This window comes from Nocardia sp. NPDC057668 (genome assembly GCF_042799795.1).
Lineage (GTDB): Bacteria > Actinomycetota > Actinomycetes > Mycobacteriales > Mycobacteriaceae > Nocardia.
In genome coordinates this window covers 369778-387104 of sequence record NZ_JBHVIC010000007.1, presented here as the reverse complement: position 1 = coordinate 387104, position 17327 = coordinate 369778, and the positions used below count along the sequence as shown (strand labels likewise).

The window sequence follows — 17327 nt, the reverse complement described above, 5'->3', positions numbered from 1 at the left end:
TCAGCCAGCGTAGCGGGTAGTACCGACTCCGGGTCCAACCTTGCCGATGATCATTGTCAATAAGTTAGCTAGGAAGTAGCCGCTTCATCGGGCGGATCGATCGGCGCCCGGCAGCAATATTCCAGCCACAGCGCCGCGGCCACCAGCGCCAACCCGGCCAGCAGCCCGACCACCGCGCCCGGGGTGTCCGAGGCGGCCGCGCGCAGCTCCGACCGCTCGGGCAGCAGCCAGATCAGGAAACCCAGCCAGATACCGCCCACCAGCGAACCCACCTGCACCGACGCCTTCGCCAGCGCCACCGCGCGCGCCACCGTGATGGGATGCAGCTGACGGCCGCCCGAACCGATCCCCCGGTTCTCCATGCGCGCGCGAATCACGAAGGCCAGCACCAGTTCCAGCACCGCCACCGGCAGCAGCGAGGCGCCGGAGAACACCGAGATCGGCGGAAAGCTCGAATACGCGATATTGGTGACCACCCAGGCCACGACCGCCGCCAGCAGCAGATTCGCGCACAGATCCAGAACGCGGGTCGGCCTCACCGCATCGGCTCCCAGCCGCGGTTTACCGGCTCCCAGCCGCGGTTCGCCGGCTCCCAGCCGAGTGACAATTCCGTCCGTCGCACGCCCCGCACCTCGTCCGCGCTCAATTCGGTCAACAGCTCACGTATCGGGCGCGGTGCGCCCGCGATCACCTCGAGGGTCGCCCCGGGCTCCACCTCGGCCCACGGCGTCAGCACGAAGGCGCGGTTGTGCGCCTGCGGATGCGGCAGTGTCAGGGTGGGATCGGCACTGCGGCAGACGGTTTCGCCCGCGCCGCGCGACTGCGCGGCCCATACGATGTCCACGTCGAGAGTCCGTGCGCCCCAGCGCACCTCACGCACCCGGTCGGCTGCCCGCTCCAGATCCTGGCCCAGGTGCAGCCAATCGCTCGGCTCGAGCTCCGGATCCCGCGCCACCAGCACGGCGTTCAGGTAATCCTGTTGCGGCACACCGCCCCACGGCGGCGTCGAGTACACCGAGGACACCGCGATCAGCCGCGGTCCCAGGGCCCGCACCACCCCGCGCAGATGCTCAAGCCGATCGCCGAGATTGGAACCGATGGACAGCACGACCCGGGTCATCGGCTACGCCGCCGATTCACGACGGCGCGAGGTGACGACGCGGACATCGGAGAACGCGTGCGGGATCGGCGCGGAAGGCTTGTGCAGCACCACTTCCACGGCGCTGATCCGCGGATCGGCCAGTACCGCGTCGGCGAGTTCGGCGGCAACGGTCTCGATGAGATCGCGCGGCGGGCCACCGACCACGCGCACCGCGAGGTCGGCGAGCTCGCCGTAGTGCACCGTGTCCGCGATGTCGTCGGACTTCGCGGCGGCGGTGAAATCGGTCCACAGCGTCAGGTCCACGACGAATTCCTGGCCGTCGCGCTTCTCGAAGTCGAAGACGCCGTGATGGCCGAACACGCGCAGCCCGCGCAACTCGATGCGATCGGTGCTCAACGCTCTTCCCCCCAGGTCCAACGGTTCGAGTCCGTGCCGTCCGCGCGCCGGGCCGCGATGCCGGGCGCACGCACTCCGGCCGCATCCGAGGCCGGAGCGTGGCCGGCCGAATAGTGACCGGCCCGATCGCCGCGCTGCCCGGCCCCGGCCAGCCGCCGGGCAGCGGCGCGCCATGCGTCGTTGACCGCGATGGCGTCGAGCGAGGCGCGCACATCGTGCACCCGCACCCCCCAGGCCCCGTGTTCGGCGGCCAGCGCCGAGATGGTGGCGGTCGCGACCTCGCGGCCGTCGGGCGGGCGCGGGGTATCCGCTTCGCCCAGTAGCGATCCCAGGAAACGCTTGCGCGACGCCCCGACCAGCACCGGCAGGCCGGTGTCCACGAATCGCGGTAGCGCGCCGAGCAATTCCCAATTGTGGTCCGCGTTCTTGGCGAAACCCAACCCCGGATCCAGCACCAGTCGCGCCGGGTCGACCCCGGCCGCCACCGCCAGATCCGCCTGCACGCGCAGTTCCCCGAGCACCTCGGCGACCACCGAGCCGTAGGAGTCGGCGGCGCCGGTGTGCCGGTAGTCCGCGGCCGCGCGCCAATGCATGAGAATCCACGGGACACCGGCCGCGGCAACGACTTTCGCCATATCGGCATCGGCCCGGCCACCGGAGACGTCGTTCACCACCACCGCGCCGGCCGCGACCGCGGCCTCGGCCACCCGGGCGCGCATGGTGTCCACACTGGTCGGCACGCCGAGCGCGACCAGCTCGCGGATGACCGGCACAACCCGCTCGGCCTCGGTCGCCGGATCGACGCGGGTCGCGCCGGGCCGGGTCGACTCGCCACCGACGTCGACGATGTCCGCGCCCTGTTCGTACAGCCGCAGGCCGTGGGCCACGGCGGCGTCCACATCCAGATAGCGGCCGCCGTCGGAGAACGAGTCGACGGTGACGTTGACGATGCCCATCACCACGCAGGAGCGGCCCGCGCGCGGAGCGATCCCGATGGCGCTCGCGGCGTGCGCCGAACCACCCGAACCGGTGGCCGCCCGCGCGACGACATCGGTGCCCCGCCCGCCATCGAAGCGCTCGCCGGTCGCCGATTCGCCGGGTCCGGCTACCGCGCCACGAGTGGCTCGTTTCCCGTGGTCGATCCGGTACTCGCCACCGGCGGCGGCAGTTCGTGCGCCGAGTTCGGGCGTCGCGGAAGACACTTCGCCGAGTCCGGCGGGCACGGCACCGGATCCGGCGGGCATATCGTCGCCGAAAGCAGCGACGGGGCCGATCGATTCGGCGGCGCGCTGGTCGCCGGATGCCACCGCACCGGCGGGTGAGGCCGGCGCATGCCCGTGGGCCGCGTCGCCGCGCGCTCCCCCGTTCGCGTTCTCCGCGTCGGCACCGAGAGCGGCTGCGGGGTCACGTGATTCGGCAGCGAAGCGGTCGGCAGCTCGCACCGCGCGCTCGGATGCGGACGGCGCGCGACCGTCCGCCGCGTCGCCGCGCGCTCCCCCGTTCGCGTTCTCCGCGTCGGCACCGAGAGCGGCTGCGGGGTCACGTGATTCGGCAGCGAGGCGGTCGGCAGCTCGCACCGCGCGCTCGGATGCGGACGGCGCGCGACCGTCGGCCGCGTCGCCGCGCGCTCCCCCGTTCGCGTCCTGCGCGTCATCCGGTCCGGGAACGAGATGAGCGGTGAACGCGTCGGAGATGGCCATCGGACTCACTTGCGCAGAATGAGGTCCAGGGCCTCGGAGCGCGAGGCCGCGTTGGTCTGCAACAGGCCGCGCACCGCCGAGGTGGTGGTGCTCGCGCCGGGTTTGCGGATGCCGCGCATGGCCATGCACAGGTGCTCGGCCTCGACCACGACGATCGCGCCGCGCGGATCCAGCTTGCGCATGACGGCGTCGGCGATCTGACTGGTGAGGCGCTCCTGCACCTGCGGGCGCTTGGCGTACAGATCGACCAGGCGGGCCAGCTTGGACAGTCCGGTCACCCGGCCGTGCGCGCCGGGGATGTAGCCGACGTGCGCGACACCGTGGAAGGACACCAGGTGGTGTTCACAGGTGGAGTACATCGGAATGTCGCGGACCAGCACCAGTTCCTGATGCCCCTCGTCGAACGTGGTGTTGAGCACCGCGTCCGGCTCGGTGTAGAGCCCGGCGAACATCTCCCGGTAGGCGCGTGCCACGCGGGCCGGGGTGTCGGCGAGCCCGGGACGATCCGGGTTCTCGCCGACGGCGAGCAGCAGTTCACGTACTGCGGCCTCGGCGCGCGCCTGGTCGAACGGCCGACCGGTATCGAGCGCGATCGGGCCGGAGACGACGGTGTTGTTGGTCGTCATTCGACACCTCCTGTATTGAAGCTGCCGCACCTGGCGGGGCGCGGCTTTCGCCGACTGCTGATATTCCAGGTCGGCCCAACCTCCGGAGGCTGCGAACCATTCCCGCGTACCGCGCGGCGGCGCACTCCGCGTCAACGGTGTGCGCCACGCCGGACGACACCCGCCACGCCGAGAACGGGTGGTGCACCCGCCCGCGCGCCGCGCGTTCGCCCGGCGAATGGTCTCACCCTCCGGACCGGGCCCGATCCTGCCGGGCCGCGAACCCCATGAGCCTATCCGGGCCGTGATCAGCGACGGCCGTTCGGTCCGCCGTCCCACTCGTTGCCGGCCTCGTCGGCGGGCCCTTCGGGCTGCTGCCCGGTGTGCTGATCCGGCTGCGGGTAGCCCTGAGGTGCGGGCTGGCGGCCGTATTCCGGCTGCTGCCCGTACGGCTGCTGCCCGTATTCCGGCTGCTGGCCGGGCTGGTAGCGCTGGTTACCCGCGCGTGCCCAGCCGCCGTAGCCGGGGCGGGCCGGCGGCTGCTGCGGATCCTCCTGCGGCGGCCAGCCGGGGGCGGACCAGCCGGCCGGAGCGCCGTAGTCCGGACGCGAGCCGTGCGTGCCGCCGCGTCCCGGATAGGCCGGCTGCGGTGCGGGGTAACCGGCCGGGGCCGGGTAGCCGTACTGCGGCTGCGGCTGGCCGGGCTGGCCGTACGCCGGATCCGGGTAGCCGTTGGCGGGCGGGATCACGTGCACCGGCTCCTCCGGGAACGGCTCGCCACGTTCGGCGGCCAGTTCGCGCGGGGTCTTCACCGGCGGGCGATCGGACGGCACGCGGCCGCCGAAATCGTTGAAAGCCGTGATGCGCGGGCGCTTTTCGACGGTGCCGAGCACTTCCTCGAGATCCTTGCGGTGCAGGGTCTCGCGTTCGAGCAGGGCGGTGGCGAGGGCGTCGAGCTCGTCGCGGTACTCGTTGAGGACCGACCACGCCTCGGTGTGCGCGGCCTCGATGAGGTTGCGCACCTCCTCGTCGATCTCGCGGGCGACCTCGTGCGAGTAGTCCGAGCCGTTGCCCATGGACCGGCCCAGGAACGGATCGCCCTGTTCCTGGCCGTAGCGCACCGCGCCGAGGCGGGCGCTCATGCCGTACTCGGTGACCATGGCGCGCGCGGTCTTGGTGGCCTGGTCGATGTCGGAGGACGCGCCCGTGGTCGGCTCGTGGAACACCAGTTCCTCGGCGGCGCGGCCACCCATGGCGAACACCAGGCGGGCGATCATCTCCGAGCGGGTCATCAGGCCCTTGTCGTCCTCGGGCACGGTCATGGCGTGGCCGCCGGTGCGGCCGCGGGCCAGGATGGTGACCTTGTAGACGGGCTCGATGTCGGGCATCGCCCACGCGGCCAGGGTGTGCCCGGCCTCGTGGTAGGCGGTGATCTTCTTCTCGTGCTCGCTGATGATGCGCGACTTGCGGCGCGGGCCGCCGATCACGCGATCGACCGATTCCTCGAGCGAGGCGCCGGTGATGAGCGTGCCCTTCTCACGGGCGGTCAGCAGCGCGGCCTCGTTGATGACGTTGGCGAGATCGGCGCCGGACATGCCGACCGTGCGCTTGGCCAGACCGTCGAGATCGGCGTCGGGGGCGATGGGCTTGCCCGCCGCGTGCACGCGCAGGATCGCCCGCCGGCCCGCGAGATCGGGGTTGCCGACCGGGATCTGGCGATCGAAGCGGCCCGGGCGCAGCAGCGCCGGATCCAGGATGTCGGGGCGGTTGGTTGCGGCGATGATGATGACGTTGGTGCGCTCGCCGAAGCCGTCCATCTCGACCAGCAGCTGGTTCAGCGTCTGCTCGCGTTCGTCATGACCGCCGCCGAGGCCCGCGCCGCGCTGGCGGCCGACCGCGTCGATCTCGTCGACGAAGATGATGCAGGGGCTGTTCTGCTTGGCCTGATCGAACATGTCGCGCACGCGGGACGCGCCCACGCCGACGAACATCTCGACGAAGTCCGAGCCCGAGATCGTGAAGAACGGCACCCCGGCCTCACCCGCGACCGCACGGGCCAGCAGGGTCTTGCCGGTGCCGGGCGGGCCGTAGAGCAGCACGCCCTTGGGGATCTTGGCGCCCAGCGCGGTGTACCGCGACGGGTTCTGCAGGAAGTCCTTGATCTCGTACAGCTCTTCGACTGCCTCATCCGCGCCGGCGACATCGGCGAAGGTGGTCTTGGGCATGTCCTTGGACAGCTGCTTGGCCTTGGATTTGCCGAAGCCCATCATTCCGCCGCGCCCGCCGCCCTGCATGCGGGACATGACGAAGATGAACAGGCCCAGCAGAATCACCATGGGCAGCATGAAGAGCAGAATCTGACTCAGCCAGGAATCCTGCTTGACCGAGGTGTTGACCTTCGCGCCGGAATCCTGCGCGGCCTTGAAGATGGTCGCGGAGTTCTCACCGCCGCCGGGGTACTTGGCGATGATCTTCTTCTGGCCGTCGGTGGCATCGTTGCCGTTCTTCAGCGTGATGCGCAGCGCCTGCTCTTTATCGTCGATCTGAACCGAGTCGACGTTGTCCTTGTTCTGCAGTTGGGAGAGCGCCACCGACGTGTCGACGCTCTTCCAGCCGCGCGTGTTGTCACTGAAGTAGCTGACCAGATAGATCACGAGCAGGAAGCCCGCGACTATGGCCAGGTTGCGGAACACAAGCTTGCGGTTCATAGAGCGTAGGCCGGCGGCCAGTCCTTTCCGGGGGGTGTATCCGGTTTGCCTGCGATGCGTTCGTGGCGCGCCCGTTCCAGGGAACGGATGCGGACATGCCACGTTACCGCGTACGGTCTAGTCGATACATCGCGCAGTTCGGCAGCTAGTGCAGTTCGAAACGTAAACGGCTGGAGAACGCGGGTGGTTCCCCGACCATCTGCGGCAACACATCGGGTCGATCACCCCCTGGTGTCGGACCGAGTGGTCACAATCATGGCATGGTCGTCCTATCGTGAGCGACGACACAACAGAGCGCAGGGGGTATGGACATAGTCGAGCTACGGACACCCACAGCGATAGTGCGGCACGGCAACGGGCGACTGACGGTGCTGCGCCCCGGAACGGACGGCGAACTCGTCCTCGACGTCCCGGTCGGCGAACTCCTCAAGGTGCGGTTGAACCGGCGCGCCGACGACGCGGTCGTGATCGAGATCTACCTCCGCTACCCCACCCCGGTCCTGACCGGCGTCCCCGCCGACCGGACCCCCCTGCCGGTGCTCATCGCCGAACACGACGTGCCGCCCGCCACCGTCATCGTCGAGCGGATCAACAATCAGATCCTGGCCACCCAGCGCCTCGACGTGGCCGCCCCCGATCTGGTTCCGCCCACTCCCTCCTGGGGCCGCAACGGCCCCGTCCGCGCCGACGTGGATCGCGCGGTGCGCCGCATGGCGCCCAAGCGTGACGCCAAGTCCGCGGTCGCCGCTCTGCACCGCTACGTCACCCCCGGCGAGTACGTGCTGGAGACGGCCGTGGTCACCGGCCGCCCGCCCGCGACGAAAGGCGCTGGGCTGCTTGCGGTCACGACCACCCGGATGATTTTCGTGTCCACCGGCGCGACCCGGCGGTTCGCTCACGAACTGCCCGTGGCGTGCCTGCTGTGGGCGCGCAGCACCGACGATTCGGCCAGTCCCGGCGAATACGGCGTCGAGGTCAACGACGGTAATCAGACCTGGTATTTCACCGGCGCGGATCGCGCGGACACCGAGCGCATCACCGGTGCGCTGAATTTCGCGGTGCAGCGCGAATCCGCCGACGGGGCCGCGGGTCCCGCCGATCCGGGCGTTTCCAAGCTCTACTCCGAATGGGAGTTGCTGGTGGAGCGCCATTCGCTGGGAATGGTCGACGACGCGCAATTCCAGCGCTACGGGCGCGGAATTCTGCGGTCGCTGCCCGACTGAGTTTCCGCGCGCCGGCCCCGGGGGCACAAACCCTCGGGGCGTGCGCGGGCGAAAGTTATTCGGCGGGTTCCGCTTCCGGATCCGGATCCGGCTCGGTGTCGGGCTGGAGTTCGATACGCCGCCACGGACTTGTCGGGCGCATCCACAGGCGCAACAGTTCCATCCGCCGATCCACGCCGCCGGACTTGAGTTCGGCGAGATCCTCGCACGCCTGCCAGTAGGTCCAGCCGGCCAGGTAGGCGTCGCCGAATTGCCGCCAATTGCGATATTTCCGCTGTGCCAGCGGCAGGGCGCGCATGAGGTAATCCCACGCGACATCGGCTTCCAGATATCCGGCGGTGTAGGCCATGCGGGCCACCGCGACCACGCGCGCCAGATCCCAGGCCTGGATATCGGTGGGCAGCGGGCGGACCAGGTGATCGGTGAGCCCGAGTTTGATGGCCTGGGCCCAGATGTCGTAGTCGCGGACCAGCGCCTCGGTGTTCTCCATGCCCCGGAACGAGCCGACCTGACGCAGGAACGCGCGGTGCCGGTCGGCGCGCTCACCGAAGCGATCGCGTTCAGGGGAATTGATGCCCGCCATGACGAGCGGATGCACGAGCGCGTAGAGCGGTGAGTGCATCCCCTCGAGCAGTTGCTCCATGGATGCCATGGCCTCGGTGCCGTCGGTGATGCCCCAGGCCCCGGTGAGGGTGTCGATGGCGAGTTCGCGGCGATCGCCGAGCGGGTGTTCGCGTTCGGGCCCCAGCAGGAGGGCGTCGTGGAAGGCGTCCCAGCGCGTGGAATAGAAGCCGCCGAGCGCCAGGGCGCGCAGTTCGTCGTCGGAGACCTGCGCACCGGACCAGTGGTCGTCCTCGCGCTGGTCGAGCTCCGGGTAGGGGAATGTCGTCAGCGTTGGCACGTCGCGGGCGGGCATACCCCCGATTGTGTCTCATCGATCTTGGAGTGGCCACGCATTCGCCGATAGCAGTGTGGCGGCGCGCTCGAGTGCCCTATTCAGGTGACTCGAGAGCTATCTCCGGATTTCGACCTGTCACACAAGGAAATCCGGCACTAGTCTCGGCGCCATGAGTGGGTACATCACCATCCTGCGCGGGCTGGAACCAGCCGCCACGGAACAAGAAATCTACGCGGCGGCACAAGAGTTCGTGCGCAAGGTCAGTGGGGTCTCCGGTTTGACGACGGCGACCAAACCCGCGGTCGACAAGGCGGTGGAAGCCATCGCCGCGGCGACCACGCAGTTGCTGGCGGAGTTGCCCGATACCCGGGTGCACGCCGCGGCAAGCGACGAGCCACCGTCGCGGCGGCGGGCGGCACGCGACACGGACTAGTTCCGGACGCCGTAGACGGCTACGCAGTCGAGGGCGATTTCCAGCTTCGGCCCGCGCTGTTCGACGGTGTGGCCGAGGAGATCTTCGATGCGCTGAATTCGGTAACGCACGGTGTTCTTGTGCACGCCGAGCATTTTCGCGGCGGCGTCCGGACTTCGGCGCGCGCGCAAATAGGCGTGCAGTGTTTCGCGCAAGCGCTCCGAATGCGCGCCGGGGCCGGCCAGCGCCCCCAATTCGCGGTCGATGAGCGCCCGCATGGCGGTGTCGTCGCCGCCGGCCAGATAGGCCACTTCGACGTCGGGATAGTGCAGCACGCGTGCGGTCTCGGGCCGGGCGCGCTCGGCGACCTGGCGGGTCGCGACCGCTTCGCGGTGCGCGCCGCGGAATCCGGCGACCTGGGCAGCGGGACCGCCCACCGCCATCCGCACCGGTGATTCGACCGGCCAGGAGGCCCCGCGGAGGTCCGCCGGTTCCTCGTCCACCCCGATCCAGGCCCACAGTGCCGTGGCGCCGGCGGGCACGGTGAGCAGACTGCCGTTGCCCAGCGCGCTCGCGCAGCGCGCGGCCACCCGGTCCAGCAGGCCGGCCGCGTCGTCGTCGCCGTCGAAGCGGGCGACGGCCGCGTCGTCCTCGATCCACAGCACCAGGGCCGCGTGCCGCTGGGCAAGGCGGTAGCCGAGCCGGGCCGAGGCGTTCTCGACCTCGAGGTCGGAGCCCGCGAGCAGCGCGGACACGATGTCGGCGCGCTGGTTCAGGGCCGCGCGCAGGCCGCGTTCGCGCTCTTCCATGTAGGTGTCGGTGAGCTGTTCGATCGATGTGCTGACCCACCGGGTGGTGCGGTCGAAAAGGCGCAGCAGCAGCGAACGTTCGATGTCCTGCGGGAGTTTGCGCTGATCGATGACCTCGGCCATGTAGTCGATGACCGCTTCCTGGCCGAGGTGGTAGACCCGCAGCAGCAGACGCACGTCGTAGCCCCGGCGGGCGATCGTGCGGGCGAAGGCGTGCGCGTCGGCGGGGACCGGATAGTCGAAGCGGTCCTGGGTGAGCCCGCTGAGCACCTCGAGGGCGTGCGCGCGGCTGCTGGCGGTGAGGTCGCGGCGCATATCGCGGTCACGCAGTTCCGGGATGCGGGCGATGATGGCATTGTCGAGCCGGGTGACGACCTGTTCCAGGGTGTCCGCGCGCAGGGTCTCGGCCACGAAATCGGCGATCCATTCGCGAATGACGGGGTCGGCGGGGCCGACGATCGGGCCGGTGGGCCCGGCAATGGGACCGGTAGCCACGGCCCTACCTCCGATTTTGTACTCGGAGCACAAACCCGGCCGCGAGTATTGAGCTCATTGGCCAAGAATGTGCCGGTCGAATTGTGTCACGATCATAGTTCAGTGAGCTGTCGCACACGGCTCATCAAGCATGCACCCTTCGCAACGCAGCGCACGTGGGAGAGCACATCGTGACCAATACCGAATCCGCCGCGGGTACGCCCCGCAAGAGCCCGGCGCGCAAGCCCGCCGCGGCCAAGACCACCAAGGCGGCGCCCGCGGCCCAGCCGAAGGCGGTGGCGACCCCGCCCGAGCCCACCGAACTCGAGGTGCGCAATCCCGCGACCGGCGCGCTCGCGGGCACGGTCCCGATCGATTCGGCCGAGACCGTGGCGGCCAAGGTGCGGGAACTGCGTGTGCACCAGGCCGAATGGGAGGCCATCGGGCCCGACGGCCGCAAGGAATGGCTGCTCAAGCTGCAGGACTGGCTGGTGGACAACACCGATCACCTGGCCGACGTGCTGCAGTCCGAGACCGGCAAGGCGCGGGTGGACGCCCTCATCGATCCGGCGTTCTCGGTCGACCTCACCGGCTACTACGCCCGCCGGGCCGCGAAATTCCTTGCGGACGAACATCCTTCGCCGCACAGCCCGCTGGCCCGGGTGAAGACGCTGACCCGCGTCTTCCGCCCGTACCCGGTGGTCGGGGTGATCACGCCGTGGAACTTCCCGCTCGCCATGCCGGTCATCGACGTGATCCCCGCGCTGGCCGCGGGTGCCGCGGTCATCCTCAAGCCGTCCGAGGTGACGCCGCTGTCGGCGCTCGAGCTGGTGCGCGGCTGGCGCGAGATCGGCGCGCCGCCGGTCCTGGACATCGTCACCGGTGCGGGTGCGACGGGTGCGGCCGTGGTGGACAACGCGGACTACATCCAGTTCACCGGTTCCACCCCGACCGGCCGCAAGATCGCGGCCGCCTGCACCGAGCGCATGATCCCGTACAGCCTGGAGCTGGGCGGCAAGGATCCGGCCATCGTGCTGGCCGACGCCGATCTGGATCGCGCCGCGGCGGGCATCGCCTTCGGCGGCCTGTTCAACGCCGGGCAGGTGTGCATCTCGGTCGAGCGCGTATACGTGGAAGCGCCTGTCTACGAAGAGTTCCTGAAGAAGCTGACCGCCGCCGTCAAGGAGGTGCGCCAGGGTGTGGACGGGCGCGAGCCCAAGTACGACATGGGCGCGCTGGCCAACGAGAACCAGGCGCAGATCGTGCAGCGGCACGTCGAAGAGGCCGTGAAGCAGGGTGCGCGGGTGCTCACCGGCGGCAAGCGCACGGGCGTCGGCACGCTGTTCGAGCCGACGGTGCTGGCCGACGTGGACCACACCATGACCTGCATGACCGAGGAGACCTTCGGCCCCACGGTGCCGGTCATGAAGGTCGCCGACGAGGCGGAAGCCGTTCGACTGGCCAATGATTCGATCTACGGCCTGTCCGCGTCGGTGTGGAGCGGGGACAAGGATCGCGCCGAACGCGTTGCGCGCCAATTGAACGCGGGCGCGGTGAACATCAACGACGTGTTCTCCAACATGTTCAGTTTCGCACTGCCCATGGGCGGCTGGGGCCTGTCGGGCGTGGGTGCGCGCTGGGGCGGGGAGAACGGGGTGCGCAAGTACTGCCGCCAGCAGGCCATCACCAAGCCGATCCTGCCCACGCAGACCAAAGAGCTGCTGTGGTTCCCGTACAACACCACCAAGCTCGGAATCGCACTGTCCGCGATGCGGGCCGCGGGTGCGCGCGGCGTGCGGCGGCTGAGCGTGCAGGCGGTTTTCGACACGGTGAAGGGGACCAAGTAATGACCGACTTCGGTGCTATCAGGGGCAAGGTCGTCGTCATCACCGGTGGCGCGCGCGGCATCGGCCTGGCGACGGCGACGGCGTTGCAGGCGCTCGGGGCGAAGATCGCCATCGGCGACGTGGACGAGGTGACGGTCAAGGAGTCCGGCACCACCCGCGGGTTCGAGGTGTTCGGGCGGCTGGACGTCACCGATCAGCAGTCGTTCGAGGCGTTCCTGGACGAGGTCGAGAAGCAGCTCGGGCCGATCGACGTGCTGATCAACAATGCCGGGATCATGCCGACGGGCCGGCTCGTGGACGAGTCCGACGTGATCACCCGCAGGATTCTGGACATCAACGTGTACGGGGTGATCCTGGGGTCCAAGCTGGCGATCACGCGCATGCTGCCGCGCGGGCGCGGGCACGTCATCAACATCGCGTCGCTGGCCGGGGAGACCCATATTCCGGGTCTGGCCACCTACAACGCGTCCAAGCACGCGGTGCTCGGGTTCACCGACACCCTGCGCGAGGAATACCGGGGCACGGGGGTGCGGTTCTCCTCGATCCTGCCGACGCTGACCAAGACCGAACTCGGGTCGGGGGTCAATCCGCCCAAGGTGCTGCGGCCGGCCGAGCCGGATGAGATCGCCGACGCCATCGCCAAGGTGATCGTCGAGCCGCGCAGCAAGGTGCGGGTCACGGCGGTCGCCGGTGCGATCTCCCAGGTCGTCGGGCTGCTGCCGGAGTCGTGGGGCGACGCGCTGGGCCGGGCGCTGGGCGCGCAGAGCGCGTTCCTGGACGACGTGGACTCCGCGGCGCGCAAGGCGTACGAGTCGCGGGTGCGCGGCAACGGCGGCTGAATCGCCGAGGGGTGAGGCGAGGGCCGTGACCGGTACCGGTCACGGCCCTCGCGGCGTCTAATGCACTGTCGCCGTGACGAATCGCTTGCCCGGGTCGACCATGGCGTTGACGGTCGCGCCGTCCCCGTAGTCGCCGAGCGCGGTCATGTTCCAGCCGTTGGCGGCGCGGGTGAGCATGCACATGAACAGGCCGGTGCGGCGGTCGCCGCGCGAGAGTTCGAAGCGCACCAGTTCCGCGCCGGTGTAGTCGTCGACCAGGCGGCAGAAGGCGCGGGAGATCTGGTCGAACTTCTGGCCCGAGTACGAGTTCACGGTGAACAGCAGGGCGTAGACGTTGGCGGGCAGGGCCGGCAGGTCGACGGTGATGACCTCGTCGTCGCCGTCCCCGTCGCCGGTCAGGTTGTCGCCGGAATGCTTGATGGCGCCGCGGAATTCGCTGAGGTTGACGAACCAGACCTTGCCGAGCTTCTTGGCCCGGTTGTCGTAGGCGACCACGGACGCGTCCAGGTCGATGGACTTGCCGCGCTTGGCCGGATCCCAGCCCAGGCCCATGCGCACCCTGGTCAGGGTGGCGACGCCGCCCTTGGTGAGCGAGACGGTCTCGTTCTTGCTGAGCGAGACGACCTTGCCCTTGTCCAGGCTGACGGTGGCCTCGCCGAAGCGGGGGGCGGGCTGCTGCGGGTAGCCGGGGTTGGGCGAATGCTGTTGCGGGGGTGATGAATACGGCTGCTGTGGCGGCGGGTATGCCGGTTGGGCGGGTGGCGGGTACGACTGCGGCGGGTACTGCGGCGGCGGGTACTGCTGCGGCGGCGGGTAGGCGGGCGGCGGCGAATACGGCTGGGACGGAGCCGCATACGGCTGTTGCGGGGGCGCGTACGGCTGTTGCGGCGGCGGGTAGGACTGCTGCGGGAACGGCGCTGTCGCGGGGAACGGCGCGGTGGGCGGGTACTGGTTCGCGGGCGGCGGGTACGGGCTCGCCTGCGGGGCGGGCTGCGGCGCGTCGTCCACGGTGATGCCGAAGTCGGTGGCGATGCCCGCCAGGCCGTTGGCGTAGCCCTGGCCGACGGCGCGCACCTTCCAACTGCCCTGTCGCCGATAGATTTCCAGTCCGACCACCGCGGTCTCGGTGCTGAGGTCCGAGGGGGTGAACGTGGCGATGGTGGTGCAGCGCAGCGGGTCGACGAGGGCGAGCTGCAGTCGCCCGGCCCGCCCCCAGTTCGGCGGGCCGCTGCCGTCGAGGCTGGCCGTGACCACGATCTTGTCGATGTCCGCGGGCACCTCGCGGGTGGCGATGCGGATCCGGTTGGGCGGCTGCACGGTGACGCCCGGGCCGCGCGGCTGGTTGTAGAAGATGAAGTCGTGGTCGGAGCGGACCTTGCCGGCGGCGGTCAGCAGCAGCGCGGCCACATCCACCTGCGTCGAGGCGTTCACCTCGACGACGACCTCGTCCGTCGTGAGCGGCGCGTTCGCGCCCTTGGTCAATTCCATTGCTCGCCTTACCTCCCCGTTCCCTCCACGGTAGCGCCGTAGGGTCGGCGGCATGGAAGTAAACGGCGCCGTCTTCGTCGGACTCGCGACTCTCGATCTCGCCTACACCGTCGACCGGTACCCGGCCGAGGACACCAAGACCCAGGCCGCGGAGCTCTTCCTGGGCGCGGGTGGACCCGCCGCGAACGCCGCGGTCGCCTACGCCCACCTGGCGGGCCACTCCCCCACCCTGATCACGGCCCTGGGCGAACACCCGCTGGCCGAACCGATTCGCGACGACCTGCACCGCTACGGTGTCGCCCTGACCGACCTGACCCCCGACTCCGAGACCCGGCCGCCGGTCTCCTCGATCGTGGTGGCGACCGCGTCCGCGACCCGGACGATCGTCTCCCTGGACGGATCGCGCGCCGACCCCCGCCTGCCCGCCGGGCCGGCCGGGCACGCCGCCACCGGCACGGTCGCGCCGGAGCACGCCGGGCCCGGAGATCGGTTCGAGGTCGCCGGGCCGGGTTCCGATGCCGCGGCGGCCGAACTACTCGGGAACGCCGCGATAGTCCTGGTGGACGGCCATTACGCCGAACCCGCGCTGCGGATCGCGGCGGCGGCGCGGGCGGCGGGGATCCCGGTGGTGCTCGACGCCGGGCGCTGGCGGCCGGTGCACGCCGAACTCCTCCCCCTGGTCGATATCGCGATCTGCTCGGCGGCCTTCGCCCCGCCCGGCGTACCCGCAGGCTCGGCCGCCGAGGTCTTCGACTTCCTGCACGCGGCCGGTCCGGCCTACGCGGCCATCACCAATGGCGCAGAGCCCATTCGCTATTCGTTCCGGGGAACGGACACGGGCGTCGTATCCGCCGGCCGCGATCCCGGGCGGTCTCCGGTGCAGGGCGAAACGGCTTGTGCGCGTGGCGAAGTGGCGGTGCCGAAGGTGGCGGCGGTGGACACGCTGGGGGCCGGGGACATTCTGCACGGGGCGTTCTGCCATTTCCATGCGCTCGGGGAGGCGTTCCCGGTGGCGTTGCGGCACGCGGCCGAGGTCGCGGCGCTGTCCTGCGCGTCGGTGGGGACGCGGGGGTGGATGGGGGGTCAGACGATCTTGTAGTTGCGGCCGGATTTGCGCAGGACCAGGTCGGCGCGGGCCCGGGTCGCCTCGACCAGGCGGGCGTTGAGCAGATCGCTCTGCGCCACTTTGGTTTTGGCGTCCTCGGGGCTGCGGCCGCCGCGAATGTGGCGGCGCACCAGGCGCTGTTCGATGACGGGACGGGGTACGTCGAGGTACCAGGTTTCGTCGAGCAGGGGGCGCACGGCGGACCAGCCGGGGGCGGCGTCGTCCGCGAGCAGCAGGTAGTTGCCCTCGGTGATGATGATGGGGTGCGCCTCGAAGACGACGCCGCCGGGCACCGGCTCGTGCAGTTCGCGCGAGTAGGTGGGCCAGGGCACCGGGCGGCCGGGTGGGGTGTCGCGCAGGGCGCGCAGGGTCGCGACATACGCAGCGGCGTCGAAGGTGTCGGGTTCACCCTTGCGGGCCAGATCGCCGGCGGCCCGCAGGCGCGCGTTGCTGAGGTGGAATCCGTCCATGGGCGCGACCTCGGCGAGTTCGGCCCCGGCCGCGGCGTTCAGCTCGTCGCGGACCCCGCGTGCCAGTGTGGATTTGCCCGCGCCGGGCGGGCCCGCGATCCCCAGGATGAATCGCCCGGAATGTCCGTCCGCTCGCCGTCGCAGGCGCGCCGCAAGCTCCGACAGGGTCGTTTCGACGCCGATGCGAGCCACCCCAGCACCCTACTGCCGGGCACACCCCTGCGGCCCGCGACACCGCGAGGTCAGCGGCGGCTGAACGCTTTTCGGTACGCGCTCGGCGGCAGCCCGTGCCGCCGGGTCAGGTGCAGCCGCAGCGATTCGGCGGTGCCGAGCCCGGACCGGCGGGCCACCTCGTCGATCGGCAGATCGGTGACCTCGAGCAGTTCGCGGGCCCGGTCCACGCGCTGGTGCAGCAGCCACTGCAGCGGGCTGGATCCGGTCTCGGCGCGGAAGCGGCGGGTCAGCGTGCGGGTGCTCGTGTGCGCGTGCGCGGCCAGCTCGCGCAGGCCGATCGGTTCGTCCAGCCTGGCGAGCGCCCAGGCGCGGGTGGCCGCCAGCGCGGCGCCGGTCTCCGGCGGCAGCGGCGTCTCGATGAACTGCGCCTGCCCGCCCGGGCGGATCGGGGCGACCACGGCCAGCCGCGCGACCGTATTGGCCACCGCCGCACCGTGATCGCGGCGCACGATGTGCACGCACAGGTCCAGCCCGGCGGCCAGGCCCGCGGAGGTCAGCACCTGGCCGTCGTCGACGAAGAGCACGTCGGGTTGCAGGTCCACCGTGGGGAAGCGCTCGCGCATCTCCTGCGAGTACAGCCAGTAGGTGGTGGCGGGGCGGTGATCGAGCAGACCTGCCTGGGCCAATGCGAACGCGCCGGTGCAGATCGAGGCGATGCGGGTGCCCGCAGCGGCGGCCGCGCGCAGGGCCAGCAGCACCCGGGGATCGCAGTCGTCCCGGGAGCCCGCGCCGGTGACGATGACGGTGTCGGCCGCGGCCACGGCTTCCAGGCCCGCGTCGATGAGGTACGAGCGCCCGGTGTAGCCGGGCACGGCGCCGGGATCGGCGGTGCACATCACCACCTCGTACGCCGGGCGTCCGTCGACCCGCACTGCCGGAAAGACGATTTCGGGGATGCCCACGTCGAAACTGATGACGGGCGGGATGGCGAGGACGGCGATCCGGTGCATGGCTCGATCCTTGGGATATGTGGCTTTCCGGCCACTACCGTAGCTCGATTCGCGGGAGCAGGCTCGA

At 70.3% G+C, this 17327-nt stretch carries 15 protein-coding genes and 1 pseudogene; 5 read left to right on the top strand and 11 right to left on the bottom strand.

Annotated elements, in window-relative coordinates; all coding sequences use genetic code 11:
• Positions 1-68: 68 nt before the first annotated feature.
• From ACFVBH_RS35060 to ftsH, 6 genes and pseudogenes are all read right to left on the bottom strand, one after another.
• Positions 69-539: a DUF3180 domain-containing protein gene (locus tag ACFVBH_RS35060; RefSeq protein ID WP_354988242.1), complete on the bottom strand. Its 471-nt coding sequence runs from the start codon at positions 537-539 to the stop codon at positions 69-71.
• The gene (folK, locus tag ACFVBH_RS35055; RefSeq protein WP_379008404.1) at positions 536-1120 is read right to left on the bottom strand and encodes a 2-amino-4-hydroxy-6-hydroxymethyldihydropteridine diphosphokinase; all 585 of its coding nucleotides are present in this window, start codon (positions 1118-1120) and stop codon (positions 536-538) included. Before folK ends, ACFVBH_RS35060 begins: the two co-directional genes overlap by 4 nt.
• A 3-nt stretch (positions 1121-1123) precedes the next feature.
• A complete protein-coding gene (gene folB / locus ACFVBH_RS35050; protein WP_379008402.1) occupies positions 1124-1498 on the bottom strand; it encodes a dihydroneopterin aldolase in 375 nt (124 codons plus the stop codon).
• Positions 1499-1656: 158 nt separating this feature from the next.
• A pseudogene (folP, locus tag ACFVBH_RS35045) lies at positions 1657-2454 on the bottom strand (dihydropteroate synthase); the annotation flags it as partial.
• A gap of 749 nt (positions 2455-3203) precedes the next feature.
• Positions 3204-3824, bottom strand: a complete 621-nt coding sequence (folE, locus tag ACFVBH_RS35040) for a GTP cyclohydrolase I FolE (RefSeq protein ID WP_354988245.1) — start codon at positions 3822-3824, stop codon at positions 3204-3206.
• Positions 3825-4111: 287 nt separating this feature from the next.
• Complete coding sequence (gene ftsH, locus ACFVBH_RS35035; protein WP_379008399.1) at positions 4112-6511, bottom strand: ATP-dependent zinc metalloprotease FtsH; 2400 nt, start codon at positions 6509-6511, stop codon at positions 4112-4114.
• Positions 6512-6816: 305 nt separating this feature from the next.
• Between ftsH and ACFVBH_RS35030 the strand changes: the two genes are divergently transcribed.
• Complete coding sequence (locus tag ACFVBH_RS35030) at positions 6817-7734, top strand: hypothetical protein (RefSeq protein ID WP_379008397.1); 918 nt, start codon at positions 6817-6819, stop codon at positions 7732-7734.
• 55 nt (positions 7735-7789) lie between these two features.
• Here the strand turns inward: ACFVBH_RS35030 and ACFVBH_RS35025 are convergent, their stop codons facing one another.
• Positions 7790-8650 (bottom strand): DUF1266 domain-containing protein, encoded by an 861-nt coding sequence (locus tag ACFVBH_RS35025; protein ID WP_379008395.1) that lies wholly within the window; start codon positions 8648-8650, stop codon positions 7790-7792.
• 151 nt (positions 8651-8801) lie between these two features.
• Here ACFVBH_RS35025 and ACFVBH_RS35020 point away from each other — a divergent pair, with 151 nt between their 5' ends.
• Positions 8802-9065 (top strand): DUF2277 domain-containing protein, encoded by a 264-nt coding sequence (locus tag ACFVBH_RS35020; protein WP_379008392.1) that lies wholly within the window; start codon positions 8802-8804, stop codon positions 9063-9065.
• On the opposite strand, the gene ACFVBH_RS35015 is transcribed toward ACFVBH_RS35020, so the two are convergent.
• Positions 9062-10348, bottom strand: coding sequence for a PucR family transcriptional regulator (locus ACFVBH_RS35015; RefSeq protein WP_379008389.1), 1287 nt, complete (start codon positions 10346-10348; stop codon positions 9062-9064). The genes ACFVBH_RS35020 and ACFVBH_RS35015 overlap by 4 nt on opposite strands.
• A 170-nt stretch (positions 10349-10518) precedes the next feature.
• Here ACFVBH_RS35015 and ACFVBH_RS35010 point away from each other — a divergent pair, with 170 nt between their 5' ends.
• Entirely contained in the window at positions 10519-12174 is a 1656-nt protein-coding gene (locus ACFVBH_RS35010) for an aldehyde dehydrogenase family protein (RefSeq protein WP_354988251.1), read from the top strand.
• Positions 12174-13013, top strand: a complete 840-nt coding sequence (locus ACFVBH_RS35005; protein ID WP_379008386.1) for an SDR family oxidoreductase — start codon at positions 12174-12176, stop codon at positions 13011-13013. Before ACFVBH_RS35010 ends, ACFVBH_RS35005 begins: the two co-directional genes overlap by 1 nt.
• A gap of 57 nt (positions 13014-13070) precedes the next feature.
• Here ACFVBH_RS35005 and ACFVBH_RS35000 read toward each other — a convergent pair whose 3' ends face one another.
• The gene (locus ACFVBH_RS35000) at positions 13071-14501 is read right to left on the bottom strand and encodes a TerD family protein (protein ID WP_379008383.1); all 1431 of its coding nucleotides are present in this window, start codon (positions 14499-14501) and stop codon (positions 13071-13073) included.
• Between the two features lie 52 nt (positions 14502-14553).
• Between ACFVBH_RS35000 and ACFVBH_RS34995 the strand changes: the two genes are divergently transcribed.
• Positions 14554-15600 carry a PfkB family carbohydrate kinase gene (locus tag ACFVBH_RS34995; protein WP_379008380.1) on the top strand — a complete coding sequence of 349 codons (1047 nt, stop codon included), beginning with the start codon at positions 14554-14556 and terminating at the stop codon, positions 15598-15600.
• On the opposite strand, the gene ACFVBH_RS34990 is transcribed toward ACFVBH_RS34995, so the two are convergent.
• A complete protein-coding gene (locus tag ACFVBH_RS34990; protein WP_379008377.1) occupies positions 15585-16268 on the bottom strand; it encodes a nucleoside/nucleotide kinase family protein in 684 nt (227 codons plus the stop codon). The genes ACFVBH_RS34995 and ACFVBH_RS34990 overlap by 16 nt on opposite strands.
• A gap of 50 nt (positions 16269-16318) precedes the next feature.
• A complete protein-coding gene (locus ACFVBH_RS34985) occupies positions 16319-17260 on the bottom strand; it encodes a GlxA family transcriptional regulator (protein WP_379008374.1) in 942 nt (313 codons plus the stop codon).
• Positions 17261-17327 lie beyond the last annotated feature (67 nt).

Coding starts and splice junctions, on each gene's coding strand:
- folK (WP_379008404.1), bottom strand. CDS start 1,120: ATGACCCGGGTCGTGCTGTCCATCGGTTCCAATCTCGGCGATCGGCTT.
- folE (WP_354988245.1), bottom strand. CDS start 3,824: ATGACGACCAACAACACCGTCGTCTCCGGCCCGATCGCGCTCGATACC.
- ftsH (WP_379008399.1), bottom strand. CDS start 6,511: ATGAACCGCAAGCTTGTGTTCCGCAACCTGGCCATAGTCGCGGGCTTC.
- ACFVBH_RS35030 (WP_379008397.1), top strand. CDS start 6,817: ATGGACATAGTCGAGCTACGGACACCCACAGCGATAGTGCGGCACGGC.
- ACFVBH_RS35025 (WP_379008395.1), bottom strand. CDS start 8,650: ATGCCCGCCCGCGACGTGCCAACGCTGACGACATTCCCCTACCCGGAG.
- ACFVBH_RS35020 (WP_379008392.1), top strand. CDS start 8,802: ATGAGTGGGTACATCACCATCCTGCGCGGGCTGGAACCAGCCGCCACG.
- ACFVBH_RS35005 (WP_379008386.1), top strand. CDS start 12,174: ATGACCGACTTCGGTGCTATCAGGGGCAAGGTCGTCGTCATCACCGGT.
- ACFVBH_RS35000 (WP_379008383.1), bottom strand. CDS start 14,501: ATGGAATTGACCAAGGGCGCGAACGCGCCGCTCACGACGGACGAGGTC.
- ACFVBH_RS34995 (WP_379008380.1), top strand. CDS start 14,554: ATGGAAGTAAACGGCGCCGTCTTCGTCGGACTCGCGACTCTCGATCTC.
- ACFVBH_RS34985 (WP_379008374.1), bottom strand. CDS start 17,260: ATGCACCGGATCGCCGTCCTCGCCATCCCGCCCGTCATCAGTTTCGAC.